The 14,461-nt window shown below is 46.0% G+C and carries 17 protein-coding genes; 2 read left to right on the forward strand and 15 right to left on the reverse strand.

All coding sequences use genetic code 11. From position 1 onward, the window contains the following. Positions 1-2 precede the first annotated feature (2 nt). A complete protein-coding gene (gene sigK / locus BN1002_RS13545; RefSeq protein ID WP_048825663.1) occupies positions 3-734 on the reverse strand; it encodes an RNA polymerase sporulation sigma factor SigK in 732 nt (243 codons plus the stop codon). A 218-nt stretch (positions 735-952) separates the two neighbouring features. Between sigK and BN1002_RS23775 the strand changes: the two genes are divergently transcribed. Beyond that, positions 953-1,114, forward strand: coding sequence for a hypothetical protein (locus BN1002_RS23775; RefSeq protein ID WP_156129720.1), 162 nt, complete (start codon positions 953-955; stop codon positions 1,112-1,114). Between the two features lie 421 nt (positions 1,115-1,535). Here BN1002_RS23775 and BN1002_RS23355 read toward each other — a convergent pair whose 3' ends face one another. The 7 genes from BN1002_RS23355 to BN1002_RS13570 all read right to left on the reverse strand — a co-directional run bounded on the left by BN1002_RS23355 (position 1,536) and on the right by BN1002_RS13570 (position 7,205). Beyond that, positions 1,536-1,676 carry a YrzI family small protein gene (locus BN1002_RS23355; RefSeq protein ID WP_082036240.1) on the reverse strand — a complete coding sequence of 47 codons (141 nt, stop codon included), beginning with the start codon at positions 1,674-1,676 and terminating at the stop codon, positions 1,536-1,538. Between the two features lie 19 nt (positions 1,677-1,695). Further along, on the reverse strand, positions 1,696-1,836 hold the full coding sequence (locus tag BN1002_RS23360) for a YrzI family small protein (RefSeq protein ID WP_082036241.1): 141 nt from the start codon (positions 1,834-1,836) through the stop codon (positions 1,696-1,698). 1,484 nt (positions 1,837-3,320) lie between these two features. Then, complete coding sequence (locus tag BN1002_RS13550; RefSeq protein WP_048825665.1) at positions 3,321-3,575, reverse strand: YrhC family protein; 255 nt, start codon at positions 3,573-3,575, stop codon at positions 3,321-3,323. Between the two features lie 190 nt (positions 3,576-3,765). After that, on the reverse strand, positions 3,766-4,899 hold the full coding sequence (locus tag BN1002_RS13555; RefSeq protein ID WP_048825666.1) for a bifunctional cystathionine gamma-lyase/homocysteine desulfhydrase: 1,134 nt from the start codon (positions 4,897-4,899) through the stop codon (positions 3,766-3,768). 2 nt (positions 4,900-4,901) lie between these two features. Then, positions 4,902-5,825 (reverse strand): PLP-dependent cysteine synthase family protein, encoded by a 924-nt coding sequence (locus tag BN1002_RS13560; RefSeq protein ID WP_048825669.1) that lies wholly within the window; start codon positions 5,823-5,825, stop codon positions 4,902-4,904. 26 nt (positions 5,826-5,851) lie between these two features. Further along, positions 5,852-6,550, reverse strand: a complete 699-nt coding sequence (gene mtnN / locus BN1002_RS13565; RefSeq protein ID WP_048825672.1) for a 5'-methylthioadenosine/S-adenosylhomocysteine nucleosidase — start codon at positions 6,548-6,550, stop codon at positions 5,852-5,854. A gap of 13 nt (positions 6,551-6,563) precedes the next feature. Beyond that, a complete protein-coding gene (locus BN1002_RS13570; protein WP_048825673.1) occupies positions 6,564-7,205 on the reverse strand; it encodes a class I SAM-dependent DNA methyltransferase in 642 nt (213 codons plus the stop codon). 172 nt (positions 7,206-7,377) lie between these two features. On the opposite strand from BN1002_RS13570, the gene BN1002_RS13575 reads away from it, so the two are divergent. Continuing rightward, positions 7,378-7,584, forward strand: coding sequence for a DUF2536 family protein (locus tag BN1002_RS13575; protein WP_048827947.1), 207 nt, complete (start codon positions 7,378-7,380; stop codon positions 7,582-7,584). 29 nt (positions 7,585-7,613) lie between these two features. Here the strand turns inward: BN1002_RS13575 and BN1002_RS13580 are convergent, their stop codons facing one another. From BN1002_RS13580 to BN1002_RS13610, 7 genes are all read right to left on the reverse strand, one after another. After that, positions 7,614-8,309, reverse strand: a complete 696-nt coding sequence (locus BN1002_RS13580; protein WP_048825675.1) for a DUF1510 family protein — start codon at positions 8,307-8,309, stop codon at positions 7,614-7,616. Positions 8,310-8,377: 68 nt separating this feature from the next. Beyond that, positions 8,378-10,138: a peptidoglycan D,D-transpeptidase FtsI family protein gene (locus BN1002_RS13585; RefSeq protein ID WP_048825677.1), complete on the reverse strand. Its 1,761-nt coding sequence runs from the start codon at positions 10,136-10,138 to the stop codon at positions 8,378-8,380. Positions 10,139-10,195: 57 nt separating this feature from the next. After that, on the reverse strand, positions 10,196-10,672 hold the full coding sequence (gene greA, locus BN1002_RS13590) for a transcription elongation factor GreA (protein WP_048825679.1): 477 nt from the start codon (positions 10,670-10,672) through the stop codon (positions 10,196-10,198). Positions 10,673-10,867: 195 nt separating this feature from the next. Next, the gene (gene udk / locus BN1002_RS13595) at positions 10,868-11,503 is read right to left on the reverse strand and encodes a uridine kinase (protein ID WP_048825682.1); all 636 of its coding nucleotides are present in this window, start codon (positions 11,501-11,503) and stop codon (positions 10,868-10,870) included. Position 11,504: 1 nt separating this feature from the next. Then, positions 11,505-12,773 carry a peptidase U32 family protein gene (locus BN1002_RS13600; protein WP_048825684.1) on the reverse strand — a complete coding sequence of 423 codons (1,269 nt, stop codon included), beginning with the start codon at positions 12,771-12,773 and terminating at the stop codon, positions 11,505-11,507. Between the two features lie 36 nt (positions 12,774-12,809). Then, positions 12,810-13,739 carry a peptidase U32 family protein gene (locus BN1002_RS13605; RefSeq protein ID WP_048825686.1) on the reverse strand — a complete coding sequence of 310 codons (930 nt, stop codon included), beginning with the start codon at positions 13,737-13,739 and terminating at the stop codon, positions 12,810-12,812. Then, positions 13,726-14,382: an O-methyltransferase gene (locus BN1002_RS13610; RefSeq protein ID WP_048827949.1), complete on the reverse strand. Its 657-nt coding sequence runs from the start codon at positions 14,380-14,382 to the stop codon at positions 13,726-13,728. The genes BN1002_RS13605 and BN1002_RS13610 overlap by 14 nt, the downstream gene beginning before the upstream one ends. Positions 14,383-14,461: the final 79 nt, after the last annotated feature.

Genomic DNA, 14,461 nt, shown 5'->3' on the forward strand with positions numbered 1-14,461 from the left:
TGTTATGAATCAGCTGCCTTTCCTTTTTTGCGCCTGCCCTTTTCAGCTCGGTAAAATTCATGAAACATTTTCATCAGGGCCCGTTTTTCAATCCGGGAAACATAGCTCCTGGAAATCCCTAATTCCTTGGCAATCTCACGCTGGGTTTTTTCCTTCTGCATACCAAGTCCGAACCTGCTGACGATGACTTCTTTTTCTCTGGCATCAAGAACACCAATATACTGTTTTATTTTTTCAAGCTCCATATTCAGCTGAATTGTTTCAATGACATCCTCCGATTCAGACTTAAGGACATCAATTAACGATATTTCATTTCCTTCCTTATCCTGGCCGATTGGATCGTGCAAGGAAACATCCTTTTTTGTCTTCTTTAAAGCTCTTAAGTGCATGAGTATTTCATTTTCTATACAACGCGCAGCATAAGTGGCAAGCTTTGTCCCCTTCCCGTCTGAATAGCTTTCAATCGCTTTAATCAGGCCAATCGTTCCGATGGAAATCAAATCCTCGGCATCCTCGCCGGTGTTCTCGAACTTTTTGACAATATGGGCAACGAGGCGGAGATTGTGTTCAATTAGGAGATTGCGCGCATTCGAGTCACCTGCGGCCATAAGCTGGAGATATTTTTTTTCATCAGCAGAAGACAACGGTTGCGGAAATGCGTTATTCTTTACATAGGAGACAAGAAAAAGAAATTCTTTTACCAAATATCCGAGGGCGGTCAGAATACCAGACATACTTTCTCCCCGCTTTCTGCTAAGCTTATAACTAATTCCTATGTTTTATTGGGCTGGAAAGTGTCTGTCCGCTGAAAATTTCCGTATTTTGCTAAAAGAATCACTATATTGTTGAGAATTATCAACATTCTGCTTGTATTTGCAAAATGGCCTTTGGACTTTGGGAAAGCCGGACGGTACAATGTAAGCTAAGAGATAGGAAGAAAAAGGGGAGCGCCATGCCGGAAAAAGTAGTTTTGCTTTTAGTATTGATTCTTGTTATTACTGCTGCAGCTGCACAAGTCATTTTCGGGGACATCTCAGCCCCGCGGCTGATAGCGGCTGTCGCGGCTGTCCTGCTGATCGTTTATTTATGGTTCAGGCCGGGACGCCGGAGATAATTTGATGGAAAACGAAAACGGGTGCCGGAAAATCAGATAAACTGACTTCCCGGCACCCCTTTTTTTAAAACTTAATCCTCTACACTTACCTCAGCTGCAATAATACAGCCTATTACGCCAGTAAGAATAAGTGCCATTACCATTAAGAACATAACCAGCATCCCTCGCTCTGTCCATTATTCATATCTTAAGATTTATTATAGTATAAACCTTGAAAACCGTACAGTATTGTATGTTTTCGGCCTCTATTGCTTATTTTTCCGCCGAAAGATAAATGTCAGTAAAAAACAGTGGATCGGCATTTATAGTTCCTCCTTTCGGAACCCTTGAATTAACCGGTATCTGTCAAAATCCAAAGGCAACCTCTTCTTTTCTGCAATATGAATAACTTTTCCATTTATCATTACCACCCTTTCATTGATTAAAATGGCCTGTAAAGACTATACATTCGATGTTTGTTTTCTTCTTTTATCTTTCTTGTATGCTCGATGTTGATCAGTTCTTCCGGGCTGTAGTTCCTTTTTTGAATCGTAATTGTAAAAAAGAAAATATGAAGTGTCATTGTTTATCACCACCTTAAATTAGAACGGGCGGTACATTGAAAATTGGCGATCTTTGTTTTGTTCGGTAATTTTCTGAATGCTTTCCCGTCTTTTGATTTCTTCCGGGTCTATTACTCGTTTTTTGATTGTCACAGTTACAAAGAAAATGTTTAATACCATTTATGTCACCTCCTTTATTCATTTCATATCCTTTTGGGCGCAAAAAAACCGCAGGGATAAAAGAATCTCTGCGGCAGACAATCACCCTAATATAGGCCTCCTGACGTACTGGAGGGCTTTCCTATATGGGTGAGTGAATTTTAGGCACAAAAATACCGCAGGGCAAAGTTCTCCCACGGTATGGATACGGCTGATTCACATTAAAACTGTTAAGCAATCCAATCCCTGAAGGCAGAACATGCATGATTCTTATATAAAGTTTTTTGGTTGTTGTAAAACTTGATCATGGTAATGCCTCCTTTCAGGTTAGGTATTTTTTGCTTCCACAGGTAATTATAACCACTATGAATGCATTTGTAAACCCTTTTATCAGAAAATTTTTCCATCCCTACCTATTTTGCAGTCTAAAAGAATTTTAAAAGGAATACTAAGGTGTTTTTTTGGGTTATTCAGCGCGCTGCCTACGCTAACATCTAGGCCCAAGTAACAGAGGAAGGGTGCTGTCGACCTTTGATTCTGCCTTTAGTACCCGAAGCGACGTTTGGATGGTACCTTTCGGGCTCTAAGTCTTCATTTAGTGCCCGGAGAGATGATGGTCGGACGCCGTTCGGGCTCTAAATCTTCGTTTAGTGCCCGGAGGGGGAATTGCCGGGCAGGGTTCGGGCTCTAAGTCTTCGTTTAGTGCCCGGAGGGATGGATGAGGGGGGCGTTCGGGCTCTAAGTCTCCCTTTAGTTCCCGGAAGGATAATGGCCGTGGGCCGTTCGGGCTCTAAGTCTTCGTTTAGTGCCCGGAGGGATAATGGCCGGGGGCCGTTTGGGCTCTAAGTCTTCATTTAGTGCCCGGAGAGATGATGGTCGGACGCCGTTCGGGCTCTAAGTCTTCGTTTAGTGCCCGGAGGGGGAATTGCCGGGCAGGGTTCAGGCTCTAAGTCTTCGTTTAGTGCCCGGAAGGATGTTAGCCTGGTGCCGTCCGCGTTCTAAGTCTTCCTTTAGAACCCGGAAGGATGTTAGCCTGGTGCCGTCCGCGTTCTAAGTCTTCCTTTAGAACCCGGAAGGATGTTAGCCTGGTGCCGTCCGCGTTCTAAGTCTCCCTTTAGAACGCGAAGAGAGGTTAGCCTAATGCCTTCCGCGTTCTAAGTCTCCCTTTAGAACGCGAAGAGACGTTCGCCTGGTGCCGTTCGCGTTCTAAGTCTCCCTTTAGAACGCGAAGAGAGGTTAGCCTAATGCCATCCGTGTTCTAAGTCTCCCTTTAGAACGCGAAGAGAGGTTAGCCTAATGCCATCCGCGTTCTAAATCCCCTTTTAGTACACAAGGACACAAAACGGCGTTTAACTGAGGCCGCCCGGAAGCACTCCTGAACGAAGCCCGGAATTGCAGCCTAGCTGACTGGCGTACATTCCTGAAATGAAAAAAGACCATAGCCCCCCCGGCACTCCCCGGTTTGGCTACAGTCTGAAACGCCGCAACGGCGCAGAATTTATATATTAAGAGAAATACTCTTCTCCATCCTCATGTTCCAATAGCATTTCACGATATTCTTTCGATTTTTGCAAAAAGAGGATTGATGCTGCCAGGAAAACGAGTGAAGACACCGTCATGCCGATTTTATCAACGGAATCGGCCGATGGGGTGGGAAGAATCGCTCCAAGGTAAAAAAATGAGCCGGCTGCCAATAGAACGATGCCAAACCATTTGGTATCGCACATTTTTTCATATAAATCTTTTGCATGTTTTTGCATATCGCCCACCTGCTTTTCTAAAAGATTACTAAACTAATTTAACATATTTAACAGCCTAGCGAGCGATGTAATTATTAACATTGTTGGAACATTGTTTTTGTAGCCCAGTGACCCATTCGAAGTCCGTCATCCAAAAAACGGAAGAGAATTGAAAAACCGGCCCAAATGATGGACCGGCTTAATCTTGAGACTATTCTAATGCATTTTTAAGGTCTTCAATAAGGTCTTCGGCATCTTCAAGGCCGACAGAAATCCTGACAAGCCCATCGGTGATGCCCAGTTCTCCGCGCCTTTCTGCAGGGATGGAGGCATGAGTCATCCTCGCTGGCACGGAAATCAAGCTTTCCACGGCGCCAAGGCTTTCCGCAAGTGTAAAATATTTAACCTTGCTTAAAAGCTCATCGGCTTTTTCAGCACTGCCCACATCAAACGAAACCATGCCGCCGAAGCCTCTTGATTGCTTTTTGGCGATGGAGTGGTTCGGATGGTCCTCTAGGCCCGGATAGAAAACCTTTTTAACTCCCGGATGGCTCACAAGGAAATCGACAATCGCTTTTGTATTGGCCTCTGTTTCTTCCATCCGGATTCCGAGCGTCTTTATTCCCCTCATCAGCAGCCAGGAATCCTGTGGCCCCAGCACGCCTCCTGTGGAGTTTTGGACAAAATGAAGCTCCTGGGCCAGCTTTTCGCTGTTTACCACGGCAAGGCCGGCTACGACGTCACTATGGCCGCCGATATACTTTGTCGCGCTGTGCAAAACGATATCCGCACCAAGTTCAAGTGGATTTTGCCAATATGGGGTTGAGAAGGTATTATCCACAATTGTCAACAAGCCATGTTTCTTGGCCACTTTTGCCACCCCGGCGATGTCGGTGATTTTCATCAGCGGGTTCGTTGGCGTTTCAAGGTGGATCGCCTTTGTATTCGGCCTGATTTCTTTTTCAATATTATCCAAATTGCTCGTATCAACAAATGTCGTGTCAATTCCCATCCGGTTCAGTACCTTCGTCATTACCCGGAACGATCCGCCGTACACATCATCTGTCAGGATGACATGGTCCCCTGAGTTGAACATCATCATGACCGCGGTCATTGCCGCCATTCCGGAGCCGAACGCAAAGCCCGCATAGCCGCCTTCTAGATCCTTAATCAGTTCCTCGAGGGCATGCCTTGTTGGGTTTCCCGTCCTTGAATATTCAAAGCCTTTATGGCCGCCGACGCCTTCCTGTTTATACGTGCTTACCTGGTAAATCGGGAATGAGACCGCCCCTGTTTGGGGGTCGGAGGGGATTCCTCCGTGTATTAACCTTGTTTTACGTTTCATTTTTATATCCCGCCTTCATAAATCTTTTTGCTTAAGTAGCGCTCGCTGCCATCAGGAAAAATGGCCACAATATTTGTTCCGGCTGGAGCTTTTTCCGCCTCAAGGAGAGCCGCATGGAATGCTGCGCCGGATGAACTGCCGACAAGCAGCCCTTCTTTCGCAGCCAGCTCCTTCACCAGCCTGAATGCATCATCGTCCATCACTGTATGAATCGCATCAAAATAACTTTTGTCCATATACCCTGGGAGGAATTCCATACCAATCCCCTCGGTTTTATGCGGCCCTGATTCACCGCCGTTCAAAATAGAGCCTTCTGGTTCAACAATAACCGTTTTAATGCCAGGATTTTTTTCTTTCAGGTAACGGGCTGTCCCCATGAAGGTACCCCCGGTACCGGCGCCGGCAACGAACACACCAATTTTTCCATCAAGTTGATCCCAAAGTTCGGGGCCGAGAGTTTTATAATACGTCTCCGGATTTGCCGGGTTGCCGAACTGCTGGGGACAATAAGAACCCGGAATTTCCTTCAGCATTTCTTCGGCTTTCCGGATGGCGCCCTTCATACCGTCACTTGTGGGGGTATGGACAATTTTCGCCCCGAGCGCCTTCATTAGCTCTTGCTTTTCGATACTGAATTTTTCAGGTATGCAAAAAACAACCTGAATCCCTTTATTAATTGCAGCCAGCGCCAATCCAATTCCCGTATTGCCGGCGGTCGGTTCAATGATCGTCCCGCCTTCCCGCAGTTTTCCGCTTTCAAAAGCTTCGCGAAGCAATTCACGGCCGAGCCTGTCCTTTACACTGCCTCCCGGATTCATGAACTCAAGTTTCGCGAATATCCGGACCCCTTCCGGCAGAGCGAAAGAAGTTATTTCTACAACCGGGGTATTGCCAATCAATTCATGGACATTGCTGTAAACTTTCATGCTTCTCCCCCTGTTCAGTCCCGAAATTACTTATTTAGTGCCGAAACCATTTTCATGACAAGTGTTGCTGAATTATGGGCGGCTTTATCGAGGAACTGTTCAAAGGACATGCCAGATTCCTTCCCTGCAATATCGGACAGGGAGCGAATGATCACGAAGGGGACGTTGAACTGGTGAGCAACTTGTGCGATTGCTGCCGCCTCCATTTCCACCGCCTGCAGGCCCGTAAACTTGGTCCGTACATATTCGACCCTTTCCGGATCATGCATAAATGAATCCCCGGTCGCGATCATTCCTTTCACTATTTGGATTCCTTCGATGGTGGCTGCGGCATCCTCCGCAACCGTGACCAGCTTTTCATCAGGCTTGAAAGCGGCCGGAAGCTGGGGAACCTGGCCATATTCATAGCCAAACGCCGTCACATCAACGTCATGATGGCGGACTTCCGAAGAAATGACCGCGTCGCCTACTTCAAGGGACGGGTCGAAACCGCCGGCAGAGCCAGTGTTGATAATGGCATCCGGCTTGTATTTTTCAAGCAGGATTGTTGTCGACATCGCCGCATTTACCTTTCCGATGCCGGAGCGGAGCAGGATGACGTCCGCTCCCTCCATTTCACCAAATGTAAACTCACAGCCGGCCACGACTTCCCGAGTCTGGCCTTTCATATTGCTCCTCAATAATGAAACTTCTTCTTCCATTGCCCCGATAATGGCTATTTTCATTTAAATACCTCTCTCATTCGTTTTTTATTCCTTCCATCAGCCAGACAAACTCATTGCACTTTGTAAAGCTTGAGTGAAATCCGTTTTCTTCAAGCATGCGTTGCAATACTGGAATCGTTGTATAATACTCACGCTCAAGGTCGGCGGCCAGGTTATGGAAGCCTTTGCTTTTTGCTTCATTTATAGCGCTGTTGTATGCTTCCTCGCTTACATACATCGTGTCCGCAAATACTATTTTACCACCAACGGGCAAAATTTTGCCATAAAGGGCTATAGCTTCCTGTTTCTCTAAATCGGTCAAATGATGGAACGCATAAGTGCTCACGAACGAAACCGGCTGTTCAAGCTCTGGAAATTGCAGAAAATCACCATCGAGGATGGAAACCCTGCCTCCGAGCTTGTCATCAGCAATCTGTCTCATCGCAGGGGACGGTTCTATTCCGGTGACCCTGTGGCCCAGTGCCAAAAGGCGGGTGGTCAAATTGCCCGTGCCGAGGCCAAACTCAACGACATGGCCTATCGCTTTCGCCGCAACCTTATCAAGTATCGTTTCATAGCCGTTGAATACTTCCTCATACTCCCTGTCATGCCCATCAACCGTTTGATCGTACGTATCGGCCCATACTTCAAATAACTCGAGAAATTCCCTGCCCATCTATATTCACGCTCCATTTTAATTAAACTAACAATTCCTATTGATATACTATGAATTAAACAAAACCTTGACCCAAATTTATCATATAACAAAGGAATCTTCAACAGCGTAATTGCGGGAAATGGCCTGTATTCGCTACAATGAATAGGAGAAAATAGAGAGGATGACCGCTTTGAACCTGAATTTTGACTTAATCGAAGATAAAATTGAATTTTTTGATGCGACCAATTTGAAAACACTGGAGCAGAAGATCGCCTCCCAAATTGAAGTGAACAAGGCGATTATGCTTCAGGTCGAATCTGTATCACACCAGATGCATGTGAACGAAAACGGCCAGACTTATTTTACAGCAGCCGTGCATTTCAAATTAAAAAAATAGCAGGGGACAGAATCAGCCCCTGCTATCATTTATTTCTTATCATTTTCATGCAATTCTTCCACTTTGACCGGTTTATACCCCTGCCCGTCTACCCATTGAATGTAAACTCGGTATGCCTGGTCGCTGCCCTTGGCCGTTACTGTGCCAATCGCCCCTCCATCAGAGCTCCTGTCCCTTTCCAGCCACCAGGTTGTCATATTGTTTGTATCAGTCCCAATCGCTTGGGCAAGCGCGTTATGCATGTCATTCCAGTCTGGACTTCCTTTTTGAATGGTCACTTCATGAGAGCCGGACTGGCTTGTCCCGGCTGGTTTCCAGGCCGGATTCTCGATTGTCCTTTTCACATTCGGGGAACTTCCGCCGTCCGTCACAACGGCATCCGCAGAAGAGTTCTCATCCTCATTCGCTTTTTCTTCCTCTGCGCTTTCATTTTCACTCGCTTCACTATCATCCGTTACCCTTTCATCCTGGTTGTTATTTTCATCACTGGCTGCCTGCCCAGTACTCCCTCCGGAATCCGCGTCCGGCTTTTCAGCTTTCTTTCCCGCTTCAGTTTTATCCGCTTGTTTTGGGGGAGCTGCGTCATCATTTCCCGCAAAAATACTGAAGCCGACTGCAAGGATTAAAAGAACAACTATGGCAATAAGGCTATTTAATATAATATTTGTCTTTTTTCTTTTCGCACGGTATCGCGAGCGGTTTCCGCCCTGATATTGATTATCCATTGACATGGCCTCCCTAAGAAAGATTGTCATTATTCTAACATGAGAAGCCCGAAAGATGAAGGAATAACCTACTCTGCCTGCTGATCGTAAGTATATAAAAAGTTTACCATATCGGCGAATAGAGGATTGACGCCTCCTTCATCCCCCATTACGTCAAGATTGACTGTCACGAGAGCATAACGTGGTTTTCCAAAAGGAAAATAACCCGCAAACCATTTATTATGATATTGGCCGCTTTCTGAAAACCTTCCTGTTTCCGCCGTTCCCGACTTCCCGGCTGCTTCATATGGAAGGCCTGAGAACCATCTGCCTGTCCCGTTAGGGTCTGTGACCACCCTTCTTAGCATTTTTTGGAGCTCTTTGGCGGTGGATACTTCAAGCTGTGGCCCTCCGAGTGCGTTTTGTTGAAATGCATACATAGGCAATCCATCTTGATATTCGATTTCCGAAACAGCCCTGACCTGTTCTTTCAATCCATCCCTTGCAATTGTGGCCATCATATTGGCAACGGCAAGCGGAGTCGCCCGCACTTCCTTCTGGCCGATTCCAGTCAAAGCGGCATAGTTTGCATCCTTCCGCTCCTGCCCATCAAGAAATATCCTCCCTTTTTCCTCTCCAGGCAACTGCCGGAAACGAGCTTGATGAAAGACATTGCCTTCCCAGCCAACCCCATCGGTCAGTGATAATTTCGATGCATACTCCTCAATCGTTCCTGAGTCTGCCTTTTGCAATTCTTTTGCGAGCTGGGCGAAGGTATTATTGCAGCTTCTCGCAAAACTCTCTTCAAAATCGAGCATGCCGTAATGATAAACAGGATCCGGCTCCCCATTTATCTTCCTGCTGCAATCAAATAATCTTGGTGGTTTGGCAAGTCCTTTGTCAATCGCAGCGGCAGCAATCACAGTTTTAAAAACAGATCCGATGATTTGTTCCTTTAGCATTAGATTGGAAAAGCCTCCTCCGCTGAAGGGATTTTTATTATCCGGTTCCGGCCGTGATACGATGGCAAGGATACTGTTTGTTCCAATATCCAGGAGGACTAGGCCGCCTTTTTTTATGCCATGCCTGTCTGCAAGCTCTTCTGCTTTTCGCTGGATCCCCAAGTCAATTGTCAGCTTTAAGCTTGCGGGATATAAAGAGTTCTCCGGTTCTGTATACCTTGCATTAGAACCAAACAAGGGCCCTCCGCCCCCATCTACTTGAAAAACAAGCTTTGTCCCTCCTTCCCCGATCAGAAATTCATCAAAGCTTTTTTGCAGCCCTGATAAACCGATGACCGTCCTCGAAGGTATTGGTTTGTTCGGATAACGTTCTTTCGCAAGCTCCGCGTTTTCTCCCGACAAACCTATCAACTGGCTTGCCGGTACTTTTTCAAAAGGAATATTCCGTTCGGCCGCAAATACACCAGGAATCTCCAGTGCATTGATTGCTTGAATCTGCCCAAGCGTAAGCTCCTTTGGCTGCCGCCCCCCGATTGTGACCGGCTCTTTTGCCCCCTTTACGGCTTCAAGCAATTCCTCCCCGTCGTATCCTAAAATGGCGGCAATCTTTTCATAGGGCCAGTCCATTTTTTGCAAAAAAGGAAAAAGGATCAGCACAGCCTTTCTTTCGTAAGTTAGAGGGGTTCCATGCCTGTCAAGGATGGCTCCCCTGCCATCGTTAATTGATACTTCCTGGGATCGTTGTCTGACACTTTCTTCAATAAGATTAATATGCCTTGATGAAAAATTCTCCGGCTGCCAAAGCTGAAGCTGTACAAGCCGGAGCAGAAGAATAAATATACATGAAATAAAAATTACGCACATGCCAGCGGCCCGTTTTTTCCACATAAAAAACACCTCGCCATAAGCTTTGACGAGGTGCTTGTTTTTCAAACGTTGTTGCTATTATTTAATGGTGACGATTTTTACCGTCATTTCTCCGCCAGGCGTCTGCACAGAAACAGTATCGCCTACTTTTTTGCCCATAAGGCTTCTGGCAATCGGAGAATCGTTGGAAATCTTACCTTCAAAAGGATCAGCTTCCGCACTGCCCACAATTGTGTAGGATTCCTCTTCGCCATCCGGCAGCTCAACAAAAGTGACACTTCTTCCCAAAGTCACTGTATCGCCTGCCAATTCACTTTCTTGTATGATTTTCGCGTTCCTGATCATATTTTCAAGAGTGGTAATCCGGCCTTCGACGAAAGCCTGTTCTTCTTTGGCGGAATCGTACTCTGAGTTCTCGGACAAGTCCCCGAAGCTGCGGGCTATTTTGATTCTTTCAACGACCTCTTTACGCTTAACGGTTTTCAGTTGCTCAAGCTCCTGTACCAATTTATCCTTACCCGCCTGTGTCATTGGAAATACTTTTTCAGTTGCCACAATGTTCACTCCTTCTAGTCTGTACAGTCAAATGATTTTGCTATGTAGTTTGATCCCGAATACATATCTAGCGCGTCCTTTCACAGGGCGCGCATCATTGAAAATTATACGGGCAGACCTGCCTGCAAAAAGGACGGCCTGCCAATTATAAATAAAAAAGTGCTGAAGAGCTTTTCTATTTTCTATGCTATTGTTTCATAAAATAGACTTTTGTTCAAGAATAGTTTGAATTTTAGTCACCATTAAGTCAATGGCAACATAATTGTGGCCGCCTTCCGGGATGATGACATCTGCATAGCGTTTTGTCGGCTCGATAAATTGATTGTGCATCGGCCTGACCACATTGACGTACTGGTCGATGACCGATTCAACCGTCCGGCCACGGTCCCGTATATCTCTCTGAAGCCTTCTGAGAATCCTGATATCCGCATCCGTATCAACAAACAGCTTGATATCCATCAGATTGCGGAGCCGTTCATCCTCGAGGATGAGTATGCCCTCAAGGATGATGACATCCTTGGGTTCGACGTGGATAACTTCCTTCGACCTCGTATGAAGTGCATAATCATAAACAGGTTTTTCAACTGGCTCCCGGCGTAAAAGCTTTTGCAAATGGTCAATCAACAGGTCATTATCGAATGCGAGCGGATGATCATAATTCGTTTTTAGACGATCTTCAAACGGCAGGCCGCTCTGATCTTTATAATAATAATCCTGCTCAATCATCAGAATGGAATGGCCCTTGAAGCTTTCAAATATTGCCTTTGTGACTGATGTTTTGCCGGAACCGGAGCCTCCGGCTACCCCGATAACAACTGGTTTGCGTTCCATGTTATTTCTCCTTCCGCATCATGTTGTATGGGTAGACCGGCCTGTCCAGCTTGAATTTGACAATCTGTAATGGATGGCGCGCAGCGTCCAGTTCATTTCCGTCTTCATCCCAGATTTTTTCAATGATCGCATTGAAGTTGTCAATTTCGGGTCCGAAAAATTCCACTTCATCCCCAGGCTTGAAGAAATTCCTTTGCTGCAAGGTGACAATTTTTGAATTCTCGTCGTATTGCAGTACAAGCCCGACAAAATCGAAATTTGTCTTTTTGCTATGATTGCCAAACATTTGCTCTTTATACCCTGGCACTCCTTCAAAGAAGGCAGGCGCGGTTTCCCGGTTGGCGCACTTGTCGAGCTCCTCAATCCATTCAGGCTTGATCACAAAATGGTCAGGGTCGGCACAGTACGAATCAATTACTTTCCTGTATACACTGACAACCGTAGCTACATAGTGGATGGATTTCATCCTTCCCTCGATCTTCAGGCTGTCGATGCCAAGTTCGATCATTTTCGGAATCGATTGCAGAAGATTGAGATCCTTAGGGCTCATCGCAAAAGGTGAATCGCCTTCACCAAAAAGCGCATTTTCCTTGCTGCCTTCAAGCTGATACAAGTCATAATCCCAGCGGCATGACTGGCAGCACCCGCCACGGTTTGAGTCCCTTGCTGTCATATGGTTGCTCAGTGTGCATCTGCCAGAATAGGCAATACACATCGCGCCATGAATGAAGGTTTCGATTTCAATATCGGTTTTCTCTTTCATTTCCCTGATTTCTTCCGCGCTCGTTTCCCTCGCAAGCACAACGCGTTCCAGGCCCTCTTCCTGCCAGAATTGCACAGCTTTCCAGTTGGAAAGGGATTGCTGGGTGCTCAGGTGCACCTCAATTTCAGGCGCGACCTTCCTGCATGTTTCAATGATAAGCGGATCCGCTACAATAATACCGGCGACCCCGGCTTCTCTAAGCCCAATTAAATAGTCTTCAAGGCCATCGATGTTTTCATTATGGGCAAAAATATTTGTTGTTACGTAGATTCTCGCCCCACACTTCCGCGCGAACTCAACGCCTTCTTTCATTTCTTCAAAAGTGAAATTATCGGCATTTGAGCGGAGGCCATATTCCTGGCCGCCAATAAAGACAGCATCAGCGCCGTAATGGACAGCGATTTTTAGCTTTTCAAGATTACCCGCTGGTGCGAGAAGTTCGGGTTTTTTTATAATAACCCGCTTTCCGTCAATGATTTCGGATATTTTATCTTTTACTCCGTTCACAGCCAATTACCTCCTTTATCTCCCATTCAAACAGGGTTAATAAACGGTTTCCTTAAAGTAGAATCCAGTGTCAAGCGGCCTGGATGGCGGCTGGATCGCTTCTATTTTTTCAAGCAGTTGTTCCTTCATTTCGTCATATTTGTCGGGATCCGCAGTATAAAGGTCAATGGCCTGTCTGTAAAGGCTGGTCACTTCAATGATGTATGCCGGCGATTTCATGATACCGTCAATTTTGAAGGAATCAACCCCGGCCTCAAGCATATCCTGGAGTTCATCTATGATGCAAATATCATTCGGGCTCATGATATGAGTTCCATTCGAATCTTCAAAAATAGGATATTTATTTCCACGCTCCTTATCATGAAGGAACATATCCTTTTCCAGTCGGCGGTTTTCAATTTCCATCGCTTTGCCCTGATAGAGGAAGTAGTTGCCAAGCAGAGATCGTTTCGACTGGAACATGCAGCTCATCCCATGGACCTGTACTTCAATCTCCACTTCAGCGTTTTCCTTTATTTCAATAATGGAATCCATATTTATTTCTCGAGCCAGAACAGCTCTTTTCGCGCCTTTTCTGCCCCAGTAATTACACGTGTACCAGTTTGTGCCTGTTGTTTCAGTATTCCAATGGAGCTTCAGATCGGGAGCCGCTTCACGCGCGGCCATCAGGACGGCTGGATCGCCGAATACAACTGCGTCCGCGCCAGCTTCGTACACAAAGGAAAGATAGTCCGCAAGCTCGTCCACCTTTTCATTATGGAAAAGTGCATTCATGGAAACATACACCTTTTTCCCTTTCCCGTGGGCAAGGTGGATGGCTTCCCGGACCGCCTCCCGGTTAAATTCACCCGCGAGCCTTAAAGCGTACCGTTCCTCCCCCACAATAAAAGCATCCGCCCCCGCATCGGCAAGCGTGGAAATATCTTCAATGCTTGTAGGAGTCACAAGCAATTCAGGCCTTTTCATATCCTTCACCTCTTTTTAAACTTATGGCTATTCCATCTCCAGCGGGAATGATCGTTGTCACATATTCTTTTTGGCTCATTAGCCATTGATTGTAGCCGTTTATTTTGCCAGCAAGTTTCGAAAGCCTTTTGTTCTCGATTTCTTCTCCATAAACCAGGCCTTTGAACAGAACATTGTCCGAAACCATGATTCCTCCATCCCGCAAAAAAGAGGAATATAAGGAAAAGAATTTCCTGTACTGTCCTTTCGCGGCATCGATAAAAATAGCATCGAATGGGCCATGGGAAGAGGCTTCTTCAACAGTTTCCAAAGCATCTCCATGAATAATTTGAATCCTGTCGGAAGCACCAGCTTTTTTAATATTTTTTTTCGCCTCAGTATATCGCTCCATATCCCTTTCAATAGAGACGATTCTCGATCCTGGAAGGGCAAAAGCCATCCTGAGCGCTGAATAGCCAATTGCAGTCCCGATCTCCAGAATCTTCGAAGGTTGATGGATTCGTAAAATCTGAAGGAGAAGCTCCATTCCTAATGGTTCCATAATGGGAACATTGTTTTCTTTTGCAAAAGCCTCCATTTCGGCAAAAATGCCTGGACGTGCGGGAATCAGGCTTTCCAGATAGTCTTGCAGCTCTACATTCAATAACAAGGTAATCACCTCGGAGTTTCGCTAAAATGCTTTAGACACGAAAAAATAGCGTTCACAACAATCGGACTTGTCA

This window comes from Bacillus sp. B-jedd, assembly GCF_000821085.1.
Taxonomy (GTDB): domain Bacteria; phylum Bacillota; class Bacilli; order Bacillales; family Cytobacillaceae; genus Bacillus_D.

What these genes read in the sequence shown, in the direction of transcription:
- BN1002_RS13570 (WP_048825673.1), bottom strand. Translation starts at nt 7,205, where the DNA reads ATGGGCAGGGAATTTCTCGAGTTATTTGAAGTATGGGCCGATACGTAC.
- BN1002_RS23360 (WP_082036241.1), bottom strand. Translation starts at nt 1,836, where the DNA reads ATGGTATTAAACATTTTCTTTGTAACTGTGACAATCAAAAAACGAGTA.
- BN1002_RS13550 (WP_048825665.1), bottom strand. Translation starts at nt 3,575, where the DNA reads ATGCAAAAACATGCAAAAGATTTATATGAAAAAATGTGCGATACCAAA.
- mtnN (WP_048825672.1), bottom strand. Translation starts at nt 6,550, where the DNA reads ATGAAAATAGCCATTATCGGGGCAATGGAAGAAGAAGTTTCATTATTG.
- BN1002_RS13580 (WP_048825675.1), bottom strand. Translation starts at nt 8,309, where the DNA reads ATGGATAATCAATATCAGGGCGGAAACCGCTCGCGATACCGTGCGAAA.
- sigK (WP_048825663.1), bottom strand. Translation starts at nt 734, where the DNA reads ATGTCTGGTATTCTGACCGCCCTCGGATATTTGGTAAAAGAATTTCTT.
- BN1002_RS13605 (WP_048825686.1), bottom strand. Translation starts at nt 13,739, where the DNA reads ATGAAAAGGCCTGAATTGCTTGTGACTCCTACAAGCATTGAAGATATT.
- BN1002_RS23355 (WP_082036240.1), bottom strand. Translation starts at nt 1,676, where the DNA reads ATGACACTTCATATTTTCTTTTTTACAATTACGATTCAAAAAAGGAAC.
- BN1002_RS23775 (WP_156129720.1), top strand. Translation starts at nt 953, where the DNA reads ATGCCGGAAAAAGTAGTTTTGCTTTTAGTATTGATTCTTGTTATTACT.
- udk (WP_048825682.1), bottom strand. Translation starts at nt 11,503, where the DNA reads ATGGAACGCAAACCAGTTGTTATCGGGGTAGCCGGAGGCTCCGGTTCC.
- BN1002_RS13585 (WP_048825677.1), bottom strand. Translation starts at nt 10,138, where the DNA reads ATGTGGAAAAAACGGGCCGCTGGCATGTGCGTAATTTTTATTTCATGT.
- BN1002_RS13560 (WP_048825669.1), bottom strand. Translation starts at nt 5,825, where the DNA reads ATGAAAGTTTACAGCAATGTCCATGAATTGATTGGCAATACCCCGGTT.
- BN1002_RS13555 (WP_048825666.1), bottom strand. Translation starts at nt 4,899, where the DNA reads ATGAAACGTAAAACAAGGTTAATACACGGAGGAATCCCCTCCGACCCC.